Here is a 13,398-nt window from a genome sequence, read left to right on the forward strand (position 1 = left end):
AGAAAAAGCGCCGAAGGCAGGCCTCCGGCGCTTTCGCTCGTCATCTATCAACTGGTTTACTTGCTGCTCCAGCCGGACACGGCCTTCACTTCCAGGAATTCTTCAAGGCCATATGTGCCGCCTTCACGTCCATTGCCGGATTGCTTGTAGCCACCAAAGGGCGAGCCCTGCGCAAAGCCCTGCGCGTTGGTTTCCACCATGCCCGAGCGCACACGGCGCGCAACGCGGCGACGCTTATCGTCATCAGGTGTCTGGATGTAGTTGGTCAAACCGTAGGGCGTGTCGTTGGCGATTGCGATCGCCTCTTCCTCGCTATCGAAGGGAATGATCGAAAGGACGGGGCCAAAGATTTCTTCCTGCGCGATGCGCATATCGTTGGTGACGTCGGCGAAAACCGTCGGTTTGACATAATATCCACGGTTCAGACCATCAGGGCGACCAAGGCCACCTGCAACAAGGCGCGCTTCGCCCATGCCCACTTCGATCAAGCCTTGGATCTTTTCGAACTGCGCTTTGGACACCACAGGGCCGATGTGCTTGCCTTCTTCGGACGCTGGGCCAACGTGCGTTTTGGTAGCGACATCCGCCGCGATCGTGACGGCCTGATCATAGACCGAGCGCTCGACCAGCATACGCGTTGGCGCATTGCAGGATTGGCCAGAATTGCGGAAACAGCGATCTGCACCATATTTCATGGCCTTTTCGCCCGCGTCTGCAAAGATGATGTTTGCGCCTTTACCGCCCAGCTCGAGGCTGACGCGCTTAAGTGTATCTGCCGCAGCCTTGGAGATCAGGATGCCTGCGCGCGACGATCCGGTAAAGCTGACCATGTCCACGTCGGGGTGCACCGAGAGCTGTGAGCCAACACCGACGCCATCGCCGTTTAGCATGTTGAACACGCCCGCAGGAAAGCCTGCTTCGTGCATGAACTCGGCGAAAAGTGCACCTGACAGCGGCGCAATTTCTGATGGCTTCAAAACCACGGTGCAGCCTGTCGCGATCGCAGGAACTGCCTTCAGAACGATCTGGTTCATCGGCCAGTTCCAAGGCGTGATGCAGGCGACGACGCCGATCGGTTCTTTTAGGGTTTTCTCGGTTGCGGTGAAATCGCTCTCGAATTCGAACGCGCGGAAGGCTTTGATGAAACCCTCCAAATGCCAGCTTCCTGCGCCGACTTGGTTGGTGCGGCTCATGGAAATTGGCGCGCCCATTTCCATGGACATCGCGACAGCCATTTCTTCCTGGCGCGCGTTATACACGTCGAGCAGTTTTTCCAGCAGCGCGAGGCGCTCTTCCTTGGAGGTCTGCGACCAGCTATCGAACGCGCCTTTCGCGGCGGCGACGGCTGCGTCTGTATCGGCCTGACCACCCAGCGAAATGACGGCGCATTTCTCTTCTGTAGAGGGGTCGATGACGTCAAAATCATGCGCTTTGGCGGGGTTCACCCACGCGCCGTTGATGTAGAATTGACGATGTTCAAGCATGGTTGGTCTCCCATAGAATTTCTGTATGCGAGGGGGGTGCCCTGGCAAATCAGCGGCACTCTGTCACCCCTGTTCAAATCGTGCAAGGGAGGGGGTGAAACATGCTACTGGTCGTAATAGATAACGATAGGTCATATTCAACTTACTGAATGAAAAAGGAGACTATCATGGGTCTACGCATTAACGACATCGTTCCAAATTTTACCGCTGAAACGGATCACGGCACCATCCAGTTCCACGATTGGATCGGTGATAGCTGGGCGATCCTGTTCTCGCACCCGAAGGATTTCACTCCAGTCTGCACGACCGAATTTGGCGCTGTCGCGCAGTTGTCTGATGAATGGGCTGCACGCAACACCAAAGTGATCGGCCTGTCCGTGGACGGTGTGGAAGAGCATAAGAAATGGAAGAGCGATATCGAAAGCTATGCGAGCGCAAAGGCGGGCTTTCCGATCATTGCGGACGAAGGTCTGGCCGTGTCCAAAGCCTTTGATATGTTGCCTGCGGATGCCTATCTGCCCGACGGGCGCACGCCTGCGGATAGCGCCACTGTGCGCGCCGTGTTCATTATTTCGCCGGACAAGAAAGTGAAGCTGGCGATGATTTATCCGATGAACGTGGGCCGCAACTTTGCCGAAGTGCTGCGCGCGCTTGATGGTTTGCAAACGGCGGAGCGTGAGAACGTTGCAATGCCTGCTAACTGGACTGTGGGCGATGATGTGATTGTGCCGACCTCGGTCAGCGATGAAGATGCGATTGCAAAATACGGTAGCATCGACAAGGTCTTTCCGTACTTGCGCAAGGCCAAGCTAAAGGCTTGATTGCTCTGCGGAAAATAAAGAAGGGTTTGGCAATCTCTGGGCCCTTTTTATATCGCATCTGGTAGATAGCGACCCTCGCCAAGAGGGAAAAAATGGCGAGGGTCTAGGCACTTTCCGTGAGTGATAGCGCCGTTCTTACAGGTCTTTAAGTGCCTTTGATTGCAGAAAGAATAACGGGGAAAAGCCGTGCGCTTTGCCCCGTATGGTATTCCTTACTCCGCATCGAGCAGACCTGACTTAAACAAGAAACCTGCCGCGAGTGCACCAATGATCGGCGCTACGATGAACAGCCAAAGCTGCGCAAGCGCCGGGCCGCCCACGAACAATGCCGGTCCGATGGAGCGTGCAGGATTAACCGACACGCCCGTGATGCTGATCCCGACGAGGTGGATCACCACCAGCGTCAAACCGATCGCAAGGCCTGCCATTGCGGATGGTGCACCAGCGCCCGTCGCACCAAGTATCACGACGAGGAACAGGAAGGTTGCTACAACCTCGAACATGAACGCAGCCGCCATGGTGTATTCACCCAAATACCCCGCACCCCAGCCATTCTGGCCAAGTCCGTTTGCCGCGACTGTGTAGTCCGCTTTGCCTGTTGCGATGATCATCAAGACCAGCGCACCGACGGTGCCGCCAGCAACCTGTGCGATAATATATGGGATCGCATCTGTGATGCTCATGCGGCCCGAAGCGACAACGCCAAGTGTGACCGCAGGGTTGATGTGGCAGCCTGACACGGAGCCGATGCCATACGCCATGCCGATTAGCGCGAGACCGAAGGCAAAGCTGATGCCGGTAAAGCCGATCGTGCTCCCTGCGATCACGGCGGCTCCGCAGCCCAAAAGCACGAGCGTGAATGTGCCGATGAATTCGGCCAATGGTTTTTTCATGAGATGTCCTTACGTTTATATTTGTAGGGTCATCTTTAGCGAGACATGGGGGGATGGAACGGGGAAAAGACGAGGGGAAATGACCAGATGAGGACGTGGCACTTCATTCAAAAAGGAAGGTACTTTTCTCTTTAGTCGTCGGCCTTGATGATTTTGAGCAATGGTGAGAACAAAAAAGCCCCGGCGTTTCCACCGGGGCTTTGATCGTTCAGATCAGTAAAGTTTAGTCGTCGGACTTTTCTGCCGCCTCTGGCGATACTTCTTCGCCAGTCGCTTGATCGACAACTTTCATGGACAGGCGCACCTTGCCGCGATCATCAAAGCCAAGCAGCTTGACCTTAACGTCCTGACCTTCTTTGAGGACGTCAGACGGGTGGTTCAGGCGACGGTTCTCAATCTGGGACACGTGCACCAGACCATCGCGCTTGCCGAAGAAGTTCACGAAGGCACCGAAGTCTACGATTTTCACAACCTTACCGTCGTACACTTTGCCCTCTTCAGGCTCGGCAACGATCGACCAGATCATGTCGTAGGCTTTTTTGATCGACTCGCCGTTTGGCGAAGCGATCTTGATGATGCCTTCGTCGTTGATGTCCACTTTCGCGCCGGAGACTTCAACGATCTCGCGGATCACTTTACCGCCAGAACCGATGACTTCACGGATTTTGTCCGTTGGAATCTGCATGGTTTCGATACGTGGAGCGTGTACCGAGAATTCCTGCGCGCCAGAGATGGCTTTGCCCATCTCGCCGAGGATATGCAAACGGCCGTCTTTGGCTTGTGCCAGAGCTTTTTCCATGATGTCAGGCGTGATGCCCGCAATCTTGATGTCCATCTGCAAGGACGTGATACCGTTCTCGGTTCCCGCCACTTTGAAGTCCATGTCGCCAAGGTGATCTTCATCGCCAAGGATGTCGGACAGGATTGCGTAAGAACCGTCTTCTTCCATGATGAGGCCCATCGCAACACCGGCAACAGCAGACTTGAGCGGAACGCCCGCGTCCATCATCGACAGGGAGCCACCACAAACGGACGCCATGGAAGACGAGCCGTTGGATTCAGTGATCTCGGACACAACGCGAACGGTGTATGGGAAATCAGTCGCTGCTGGCAGAACCGCCTGAAGCGCGCGCCAAGCCAGTTTACCATGACCGATTTCGCGGCGGCCGGGAGGGCCCACGCGACCAGCTTCACCAACCGAATAGGGAGGGAAGTTATAGTGCAGCAAGAAGTTGGATTTGAAGTTGCCGTGCAGCGCGTCGATGAACTGCTCGTCGTCTCCGGTGCCCAATGTCGTTACGACCAAGCCTTGCGTCTCGCCGCGTGTAAACAGGGCAGAGCCGTGTGTACGTGGCAGGATGCCTGTCTCGGAAACGATCGGACGGATCGTCGTCGTGTCGCGGCCATCGATACGCTTGCCCGTCTTAACGACGTCGCCGCGCAGAATGCCCGCTTCGAGGCCCTTCATGGCAGAGCCAAGGTTGGCATCGGCAAGCTGCTCTTCGGTAAGCGCGGCCTGGATCGTTGCACGAGCGGCGGAAACCGCTGTTGTGCGCTCTTGCTTGTCTGTGATCGCAAACGCTGCGCGCATCTCTGTCTCGCCAGCGGCTTTCACAGCGGCGGAGAGGTCGGAGTAATCGACAGGCTGATAATCGAACGGCTCTTTTGCGGCAGATTCGGCTAGATCGATGATCATATCGATCACCGGCTGGAACTGCTGATGCGCAAAGTTCACGGCACCCAGCATTTCAGCTTCGGACAGCTCATATGCTTCGGATTCGACCATCATCACGGCGTCTTTGGTGCCGGCGACGACCAGATCGAGGCGCTGTTCAGGGTTCAAACGCAGGTCCTGCATGTCATCGACAGAGGGGTTCAGCGTGTATTCGCCATCGACAAAACCGACGCGGGCACAGGCGATAGGGCCCATGAACGGTGCGCCGGAGATTGTCAGCGCCGCAGAGGCCGCGATCATCGCGACGATGTCGGGGTCATTTTCAAGGTCGTGCGACAGAACTGTACACATCACCAGAACTTCGTTCTTGAAGCCGGGAACGAACAGCGGGCGGATCGGACGGTCGATCAGGCGTGCTGTCAGCGTTTCTTTTTCAGTCGGACGCGCTTCGCGCTTGAAGAAGCCACCGGGGACTTTACCGGCTGCATAGTATTTCTCTTGGTAGTGAACTGTCAGCGGAAAGAAATCCTGACCGGGCTTTTGCTTTTTCGCAAAAGTCACAGCGGCCATGACCGACGTTTCACCCAATGTGGCGATGACACAGCCATCAGCCTGACGCGCGATCTTGCCCGTCTCCAGAGTGAGGGTCTCATCGCCCCACTCGATCGTTTTCGTTGTCACGTTAAACATGTATCGTTTCCTAGTTGGAAGCACTCCCGGCGCTCCGGGTCTTCCGTTCAATTAGTGGCCCCATTGCCACCGGCCCTTTTCATCATGTCATGCGCCAAGGCCAAAGCGTCACGTCTCAGATAGCGCGCCCATATAGGAAAACGGGGCGTTTGGGAAGGGGTTTGCGCTGTGCGTCAGATGAACCTGGGGGGCGGGCCGCCCGCTTTGGCAACGGGGATTAATCCAAGGGCAAGTCCGCGCCCGATGCGATGGGCCAACGCAGACCACGCGCTCGCGACGTCCGGCAGCAGGTGTTCGGCAAGGGTTTCGTCGAAGAGAGCAAGCCATTCGGGGAAATGTTCAGCCCGCACATTGCCAGCGGCCTTGTGGACCTGCATCGGATTGCCCGAATAACTCCGCTCCAGCAGAATTGCGTTGCGCCAAAATCCGGCGATCTTGGCCTCGTGACTGTGCCAATCTTCGACATGCGCGGCGAACACGGGGCCCAGCACCGGATGCGCGCGCACCTTCGCATAAAAGGCGCGCGTGACCTGCTCGATCTCTTCGGCCTCGATCGCAAAACGCGCAAGCATTTAGACGACGATGACCCAGACAAGGATCAGCGCAAGCACCAGATAGATCAACGTGTTGATCATCCAGCGGATCAACCCGGCGTCGGAGGTGGGATCAATTCCGAGCTTTTCGCAGACTTTCGTACCTGGCCAAAGGACCATATCGGCGATTCCCATTAGGTCACTCCTTAAATTCGTATTTCAGATGCGTAATAAATAGGGATTTTAAATACGCATTGCAAATGCTATTTATGTCGCATGCAGCTTGATAAATTCTCGGACTACGCTTTGCGCATCTTGATCGCTTTGGCCGCCCATGCCCCGGCAAAACTAGCGGCGTCCAGCATTGCGCAGATGTATGGAATTTCCGACAATCACCTCTCCAAGATCGCGACACAGCTTGTCAAATCGGGCTTTGTGCGCTCCGAGCGGGGGCGCGGGGGCGGGCTGACTTTGGCGCAGCCTGCCAGTGATATCAGCGTTGGCGGCGTGTTGCGCATATTGAAAAAGGGGCAGCCGGTGGTGGAATGTTTCAGCGCCAATACCTCCTGTGCGATCTTGCCTGCCTGCGGTTTGCGCGCGCCCTTGCTTGATGCGCAAGAGGCGTTCTTTGCCGTGCTCGATGGCTATTCGCTCGCGGATGTGGCGCGCTCCAAATCCGCTTTGAAAGATCTTTTGGCGATCTAGCGAAAGAGGTCATGCCTTCAAAAGCGTTTCCAACAGGGGGTGGGGAAAACTGCGCCGTATCGTGATCGCATAAAACCGCTCCATGATATCAAGCGCGAAGGGCGCGCTCGCCAATCGGTTTGCGCGCAATTCATCGGCAACGACGACGGAGGGCACCACGGCAAGTCCGGCGCCTTCGCGTGCCAAGAGACGTACCATCGCCATGTCGTCCACATCGGCCACAATGCGCGGGGTGACGCCAAGGCCTTCGGCAAGCCCGACGAACCCGGCGCGAATGCTTGATTCTGTTGGCACGATAAAGGCCTCTTTCACGAGTAAACCCCGGAGCGTGGGGTGGTTCAAACGCTCAGATTTTCCGTGAATGCCGACCGCTTGTTCATCCAGCTTATGCGCCACGAAATCCGCGCCTGCGGCATTTCTGGGCGGCTCTGTCGCGAGAACCACGTCGAGGTTCAAGGATTTGAGCGCTGCCAGCAGGACGTCCTCATTGCCCGAGCGCAGGGTCAAATCCACGTCCTTACGCCCTAAAACAGGCGCGAGAAAACGGATTTGAAAGTTACGCGACAAGGTTGACAACGCGCCGACGCGCAGGGGCGGCACGCTTTGCGCGCTGCGATCCAGCGTTGCCACAAGTTCCTGCCCTGTCGCGAATATGCGATCCGCATGATCAAGCGTGATGCGGCCGATCTCGGTGAGTTCAAGCCGCCGCCCGACCCTCTCGAACAGAGGATGGCCAAGGCGCTCTTCAAGCTGTTTGATCTGCGTGGACAGCGCCGATTGCGAGACGTTCATGCGCTCTGCCGCGCGGGTCAGGTTTCCCTCGTGAGCGACTTCACGGAAATAACGCAGGTGATGATAATTTAGCATATAAATCTATAAAACAGAACGATCTGTTAGCAAAGATATATTTTTATAATGCTTTGCGCGACGCTAGGTCTGCTCCAAACACCTCGCCACAAGGATGCGCGCCATGGACCTGATGCTGGACATACTTTCCACGATGTTGGAACAACTACAAAAGCCGACACTGGCATTTTTGATCGGGGGCATGCTGCTTGCAGCGCTCGGCTCCAAATTTGAAGTGCCAGAGCCGGTCTACAAATTCATCGTGATCCTTTTGCTGCTCAAAGTCGGCATCGGCGCAGGCATTTCCGTGCGCGAAGCGAATTTGCTCGAGCTTGTGGTGCCGGCATTGGGTGCGGCCTTTGTCGGGATCATGATCGTCGTGATCGGGATGAACACCTTGGGCAAATGGCGCGGCGTCTCGCACATGGACGGCATGGCGACTGCGGGGCTTTTCGGCGCGGTCTCCGCCTCGACGCTTGCGGCAAGCATGGCGGTTCTGGACGGTGAAGGCATTGCCTACGAGGGCTTTATCGGCGCGCTTTATCCCTTCATGGACGTTGCCGCTCTCGTCACGGCGATCGTTCTGGCCCGGATGCAGGCCCAAAGGAAATCCGCCCTCAGCGCCGCGTCCGGTGGAACGATGACCATGGGCGGCGGTTCAGGCGCGGGCATGCAAGGTGGCGTTGATTGGACGATGGTGAAGGGCATTCTCGCGGACACATTTCGCAGCCCGGCCATCTCTGCGCTCGTTCTTGGCCTTGCGCTAGGCATTTTTGCGCGGCCTGATGCGGTCTACGCCAGCTTTTACGAGCCGCTGTTTCGTGGGCTGCTGTCAATCCTGATGTTGATCATGGGCATGGAAGCCTGGTCGCGGCTCGCCGAGATGCGCAAAGTGGCTCATGCCTACATCCTCTATGGTCTGACTGCGCCTCTGGTTCACGGCATGCTCGGTTTTGGCGTCGGCCTGATCGTGCACCACGTCACAGGGTTTTCCGCAGGCGGCGTCGTGCTGCTTTCGGTGATGGCAGCCAGCAGTTCGGACATCTCGGGCCCCCCCACGATGCGCGGCGCTTTGCCGGAAGCGAACCCATCTGCCTACGTCGGCACATCCACAGGACTTGGAACGCCGGTCGCGATCCTTTCGATCCCATTGTTCATGGCGCTGGCGGACCGGTTTATCGGTTTCTAGGGGTCGCGAAGATTGCGCATAAAAAAGGGGCCTGTTGAGGCCCCTTTTTCCGTAAGTCAGATCGGATGCGATTAGCGGCGCAGACCCAGACGTTTGATCAGGTCCTGGTAGCGTGCTTCGTCCTTGCCACGTGCGTAGTCCAGCAGTTTCCGGCGCAAAGCGACCATTTTCAGCAGACCACGGCGACCATGGTTGTCTTTCTTGTGTGTCTTGAAGTGCTCTGTCAGCGTCGCGATGCGCGAGGACAGAATAGCGACTTGTACTTCAGCAGATCCTGTATCGCCTTCTTTGGTGGCGAATTCTTTCATGATGCGTGCTTTTTCTTCGGGCGTAATCGACATCGGGGTCTCCTTTGAGAGTTAAGGGTTGATGGCGCAGGCCGGGATGTCGTCCAGCAAGGCCCGTGGAGAATCGACCCCACACTTGGCAGGGATGGCCGCGTCTAGGTCAGAATTGGGGGAAAAGAAAGGGAAAAAGCGGCGAAACCTCTACGTGCGCTCCATCCGCGAGATATCGGACAGGCGTGGCGCATCCCCCGAGACTTGGGCGACCGCTTCGCCGTTGGCCAGAACCAGCCATTGATCCTGCACCTCGGCGCTAGCGGATATGCTGATTTCGGGCGCAACTCCCCCTTCGTCATACAGCACGACAAGCGTGTCTTGCCCGCTCTCGAAGTCCCAGATTTGCACATGTTCGGGCAAATCGCTTTCCAGCACCGTGGTATCCGCACCGCGTCCGCCTGACACTTCGTCGCCCGCGCCTGCATAGATCGTGTCGTCGCCGTCGCTGCCGTTTAGAAAATCTGTTTGTGCCTCTCCGGCCTCTTGCCCGTTCAGGACATCATTTCCGGTTCCTGCAAAAAGCACGTCACTGCCTGCACCGCCGTCCAGCGTATCGTCGCCAGAGCTTGCGATCAGCGTATCGTCTCCGCGACCGCCCCAAAGTGCGTCATCGCCTTCGCCAGCAGACAGGCTATCATTGCCCGCACCGCCGTGAATCTGATCCGAGCCCATGTTGCCGATCAACGTATCGTCGCCCGCGCCGCCCAGCAATTCGTCATCGCCCTGATCGCCGAACAGGGCATCGAACCCCGATCCACCGATCAACAGATCGTCGCCGCCGTTTCCGTGCAGCACATCGTCGCCGCGCACGCCGTCGACCGTATCACCGCCGCCGCCGGCCATTACATTGTCGTCACCCCCGGCACCCGAAATCGTATCGGCCTCATTGCTGCCGATGAGCAAATCATCGCCCTGCGTCGTTTCGTTGGGAATGGTTTGTGTCTCGCCCTCTTCGTCGATGAACGAGAGCAGATCGTTCAATGTATCGCCAAGCTGCGCCACGTTTGCCCCCAGATCTTCATCCGTCTCGGGGAATTCCGGCTCGTCGGGCTCGTCGCTGGCATCGGTTTCGATCATCATAATAGAGCCAAGCGCCATCATGCTCAAAAGTCCTGCTAAAATTAGCATCACGCACCCCTAATCCAATCAAGATCGAGGTCTCGCAGCTTCACTTGTCCAGAGCAAATATAATAAGATCAGTTGGTTAACGCCCGCGCGGTGTAGTCGCTGGAATATCGATCCAGTCGATCAGTTGTCTGGCAAAATCACCGATGATCGGGATGAACTCGAATTGGGCGAGCCACCAAAGCAAGAGCGACACAAGGATGGACGCCCCCAGAACTGAGCCGAGACCGAAGGCCAAACCGCGCGTGAACTGGAAAAATATCAACTTCCACAATGAGTTATGAACGCGCACAAAGCGATGCTTGTTGAGCGTTTCAAGCTCTGTGGTCAGTTTATCGAGCTGCGCGTTCGTCTCGTCTTTCATAGCGTGTCCCATCGCCTTGGTTGCTCGGAATAGGCGATATAAAGCGGATGTTTCGGATGCCCCGCCTTGCTCAGTCCGAGGTGGTAGAGCGGTTTACCATGTGCACGCAACAGCGCTTCGACCGCTGCGCCGCGCCCAAGATGCGCGCCATGTGTGCCCCAGGCTGCAATGATTTGATCCGCTTCCCCGCTGGCATCGAGAATCGCGCGATCATTGGCCGGTCCGACAGGATCGTGCGCCGCTTTCATGCCGCGTGGATCGGTATCGCGCCATGCAAATATGTTAGTAACCGTGAAGCTGCCAAAGCCAAGCGTACGCGCACGCCGCTCGCATCGCTCGACTGTGGGATCGTTCTGCATTTCCGTCGCGGTCGAGGGATTGAGCATGACGAAATGAACGCGCTTTGCATCGGCGTCCCAAATGCGGCTGAGGGAATAGCGATACCGCTCGCAATCGGAATAGATCGCGCTCGAGGGCGCATCGCCCTTGGTATGGGTTCGGGTAATCATGCTACGTTTATGCCTGAAACCGACCGTGCTGCAAATCGGCTTAAAGCGGCGATTTAACGAACACGCGCGAAGGGTGCAATTCGCCCGCCTTGTAAATGCCGACGGCGACCGCTTCACCATTGAGCGACGCCCATGCTTCATCGCCGTACTCGACGCCGTCTGCAGCGAAGACCATGCCGGGATTACCGTTGCGCAATTTGGCCGCGCCCTCTTCGGTGCAGCGCAGCTCGGTCAGATCATCAAGCCCGATTTCCAGCGGTTTGACATGGGTGTCGAGCGCAGGCGTGCGCGCCAACTCATTAACCTGCTCCAGCGAAATTCCATCCTCGGCGTCGAAAGGACCGGACCATATGCGACGTAGCTTCAAAACATGGCCGTAGCACCCGAGCAGCGCACCCAGATCACGTGCGATCGAGCGCACATAACCCCCCTTGCCGCAGGTCATTTCCAGCTCGACGTGATCCGCATCAGGGCGGTCGATCAGCAGCAATTCCTCGACCCAAAGTGCGCGCGCGGCCAGCTCCACATCTTCGCCGTCGCGCGCGAGTTTATAGGCGCGTTGACCGTCGATCTTGACGGCGGAAAACTTGGGGGGGACTTGTTCAATTTCACCGATAAAGCCTTGCAAAGATTCGGTAATTTGCACGTCTTCGGGGCGCAGATCGCTCTGCTTGATTACTTCTCCCTCGGCATCGTCGGTGTTGGTGGCTTGCCCCAAGCGCACGGTAAAACGGTAGGCCTTCAAAGCATCGGTGATATAGGGCACCGTCTTCGTCGCCTCGCCAAGCGCGATCGCTAGAACACCCGTCGCTTCGGGATCGAGCGTTCCGGCGTGGCCTGCCTTTTTTGCGTCGAGCGCCCATTTGACCTTGTTCACGACGGCGGTCGAGGTCAGCCCTGCGGGTTTGTCGATCACCAGCCAGCCGGAAATATCGCGGCCTTTGCGTTTGCGTGCCATTCAGGGGTTCCTTGATTGCATGAATGCGTCGCCTATCCAAAAGCGGCAGAGGCGTCAATTACTCGGCAGGGACAACGCTGCCGACGATTGGTCCCAGACTTTGCCAGCCCAGCCCGGACGCCCCGATTTGCGGTGCATAAATCCGCGAGATATTGCCGTCGAAGTAAAGCGCGTTGGGGATTTTCAGCGAATCTTTGAAAACCGTTCCGAATGCGTGAAACGTCACGGGCTTTCGCGAAATAACGAAGGTGGCCTTGCGTCCGTCCGCGCTGACGCCGACGCCGTTCCGAATGAAGCGCGATGTGCTGTCGATCAGAAACCGCGGATGCAGCGCGCCGTCGATCACCAGCATTGGGCCGGATTGGCTGGCGAAGTTGCATTCGCGCGGCTGTCTGGCGAATGCACGCGATTCGATCACCGCTGCGCGCCCCTTTTCGATGCAGAACACGCCGTTGGGCAGCAGGCCGAAATTGCCCGGCCCATCAGCCGTGATGAGCCGCTGCGCTTGCGTGCCGTTCTCGAGGTAGAGACCCACAGGCGCGCGATCCTCGTGATACATGCCAGCATTCATCGCAAAGCCGAGCTTTTTGCCCTCGGCTGCAAGATCGCTGTTCACAGAGGAAAAATACCCGTGAATATCGCCGTTTTTGTTTCTGAGAAACAGGCGCAGTTCAGTTTGGGTCAGATCGACCTCGCAGAGCGCATACGGCGTGTCCGCGTACTCCGCCTCGCGGCATTCACTGGCTTGGACCGGGCCTGCAAGGAGAAGGATCAGCGCGGCAAATCGCCGGATCATTCGGGCGCGTCCTCGCTCTCGTCCTCAACCTTTTCCAGATCGCGGCGCACGGCGTCTTGCGAGAGCAAGCGGCGGGTTTCGTCCATACGATCAAATGTTTCGTCAAGGCGGAAGCGCAGATCAGGCGAGTGTTTCAACGCCAGTTTCTTGTTGATTAGATTGCGTATCTCCCACTTGTTACGCGCAAGCAGGGTGATCAACGCATCCTTTCCAGTGCCTCCCAAAGGCAGTGCATAAACCGTCGCAACGCGAAGGTCAGGTGTCACGCGCACTTCGCCCACGGTGATAGAAAGGCGATTGAGTTCGGTGTCATGCAGATCACCGCGATGCAGGATTTCCGAAAGCGCACGACGGATCAGTTCGCCGACCCGAAGTTGACGCTGCGATGGGCCGGAGCCGCGAGAAGAGGATTTCTTAGCCATGCGCTTCATCTAAGCGCTATCAGCGGCTTTGCCAAGCCGCGCACTGC

At 57.2% G+C, this 13,398-nt stretch carries 16 protein-coding genes; 3 read left to right on the plus strand and 13 right to left on the minus strand.

Annotation, left to right across the window (positions count from 1 at the left end):
* Positions 1-56: 56 nt before the first annotated feature.
* Positions 57-1,484 carry an aldehyde dehydrogenase family protein gene (locus tag B9P63_RS16120; RefSeq protein WP_085310680.1) on the minus strand — a complete coding sequence of 476 codons (1,428 nt, stop codon included), beginning with the start codon at positions 1,482-1,484 and terminating at the stop codon, positions 57-59.
* Between the two features lie 167 nt (positions 1,485-1,651).
* Between B9P63_RS16120 and B9P63_RS16125 the strand changes: the two genes are divergently transcribed.
* On the plus strand, positions 1,652-2,305 hold the full coding sequence (locus tag B9P63_RS16125) for a peroxiredoxin (RefSeq protein ID WP_085310813.1): 654 nt from the start codon (positions 1,652-1,654) through the stop codon (positions 2,303-2,305).
* 212 nt (positions 2,306-2,517) lie between these two features.
* Here the strand turns inward: B9P63_RS16125 and aqpZ are convergent, their stop codons facing one another.
* The 4 genes from aqpZ to B9P63_RS19285 all read right to left on the minus strand — a co-directional run bounded on the left by aqpZ (position 2,518) and on the right by B9P63_RS19285 (position 6,291).
* A complete protein-coding gene (gene aqpZ / locus B9P63_RS16130; RefSeq protein ID WP_085310682.1) occupies positions 2,518-3,198 on the minus strand; it encodes an aquaporin Z in 681 nt (226 codons plus the stop codon).
* A 223-nt stretch (positions 3,199-3,421) separates the two neighbouring features.
* Positions 3,422-5,563 carry a polyribonucleotide nucleotidyltransferase gene (gene pnp, locus B9P63_RS16135; protein ID WP_085310684.1) on the minus strand — a complete coding sequence of 714 codons (2,142 nt, stop codon included), beginning with the start codon at positions 5,561-5,563 and terminating at the stop codon, positions 3,422-3,424.
* A 173-nt stretch (positions 5,564-5,736) separates the two neighbouring features.
* On the minus strand, positions 5,737-6,135 hold the full coding sequence (locus B9P63_RS16140) for a group III truncated hemoglobin (protein ID WP_085310686.1): 399 nt from the start codon (positions 6,133-6,135) through the stop codon (positions 5,737-5,739).
* Positions 6,136-6,291, minus strand: a complete 156-nt coding sequence (locus tag B9P63_RS19285; protein WP_176219183.1) for a hypothetical protein — start codon at positions 6,289-6,291, stop codon at positions 6,136-6,138.
* Positions 6,292-6,372: 81 nt separating this feature from the next.
* On the opposite strand from B9P63_RS19285, the gene B9P63_RS16145 reads away from it, so the two are divergent.
* Complete coding sequence (locus tag B9P63_RS16145; protein WP_085310688.1) at positions 6,373-6,801, plus strand: RrF2 family transcriptional regulator; 429 nt, start codon at positions 6,373-6,375, stop codon at positions 6,799-6,801.
* A 9-nt stretch (positions 6,802-6,810) separates the two neighbouring features.
* Here the strand turns inward: B9P63_RS16145 and B9P63_RS16150 are convergent, their stop codons facing one another.
* Positions 6,811-7,668, minus strand: coding sequence for a LysR family transcriptional regulator (locus B9P63_RS16150; RefSeq protein WP_085310690.1), 858 nt, complete (start codon positions 7,666-7,668; stop codon positions 6,811-6,813).
* A gap of 103 nt (positions 7,669-7,771) precedes the next feature.
* Between B9P63_RS16150 and B9P63_RS16155 the strand changes: the two genes are divergently transcribed.
* Positions 7,772-8,836, plus strand: a complete 1,065-nt coding sequence (locus tag B9P63_RS16155; protein ID WP_085310815.1) for a sodium-dependent bicarbonate transport family permease — start codon at positions 7,772-7,774, stop codon at positions 8,834-8,836.
* Between the two features lie 71 nt (positions 8,837-8,907).
* On the opposite strand, the gene rpsO is transcribed toward B9P63_RS16155, so the two are convergent.
* From rpsO to rbfA, 7 genes are all read right to left on the minus strand, one after another.
* On the minus strand, positions 8,908-9,177 hold the full coding sequence (gene rpsO, locus B9P63_RS16160) for a 30S ribosomal protein S15 (protein WP_085310692.1): 270 nt from the start codon (positions 9,175-9,177) through the stop codon (positions 8,908-8,910).
* Positions 9,178-9,324: 147 nt separating this feature from the next.
* Positions 9,325-10,305, minus strand: coding sequence for a calcium-binding protein (locus B9P63_RS16165; protein WP_085310694.1), 981 nt, complete (start codon positions 10,303-10,305; stop codon positions 9,325-9,327).
* A gap of 76 nt (positions 10,306-10,381) precedes the next feature.
* Positions 10,382-10,666 carry a DUF5665 domain-containing protein gene (locus B9P63_RS16170; RefSeq protein ID WP_085310696.1) on the minus strand — a complete coding sequence of 95 codons (285 nt, stop codon included), beginning with the start codon at positions 10,664-10,666 and terminating at the stop codon, positions 10,382-10,384.
* The gene (locus B9P63_RS16175; protein WP_085310698.1) at positions 10,663-11,175 is read right to left on the minus strand and encodes a DUF1643 domain-containing protein; all 513 of its coding nucleotides are present in this window, start codon (positions 11,173-11,175) and stop codon (positions 10,663-10,665) included. Before B9P63_RS16175 ends, B9P63_RS16170 begins: the two co-directional genes overlap by 4 nt.
* Positions 11,176-11,215: 40 nt before the next feature.
* A complete protein-coding gene (gene truB, locus B9P63_RS16180; protein WP_085310700.1) occupies positions 11,216-12,133 on the minus strand; it encodes a tRNA pseudouridine(55) synthase TruB in 918 nt (305 codons plus the stop codon).
* Between the two features lie 58 nt (positions 12,134-12,191).
* Positions 12,192-12,929, minus strand: a complete 738-nt coding sequence (locus B9P63_RS16185; RefSeq protein WP_085310702.1) for a phosphodiester glycosidase family protein — start codon at positions 12,927-12,929, stop codon at positions 12,192-12,194.
* Positions 12,926-13,351 carry a 30S ribosome-binding factor RbfA gene (gene rbfA, locus B9P63_RS16190; RefSeq protein WP_085310817.1) on the minus strand — a complete coding sequence of 142 codons (426 nt, stop codon included), beginning with the start codon at positions 13,349-13,351 and terminating at the stop codon, positions 12,926-12,928. The genes B9P63_RS16185 and rbfA overlap by 4 nt, the downstream gene beginning before the upstream one ends.
* Positions 13,352-13,398 lie beyond the last annotated feature (47 nt).

The organism is Planktotalea arctica, assembly GCF_002105285.1.
Classification (GTDB): domain Bacteria; phylum Pseudomonadota; class Alphaproteobacteria; order Rhodobacterales; family Rhodobacteraceae; genus Planktotalea; species Planktotalea arctica.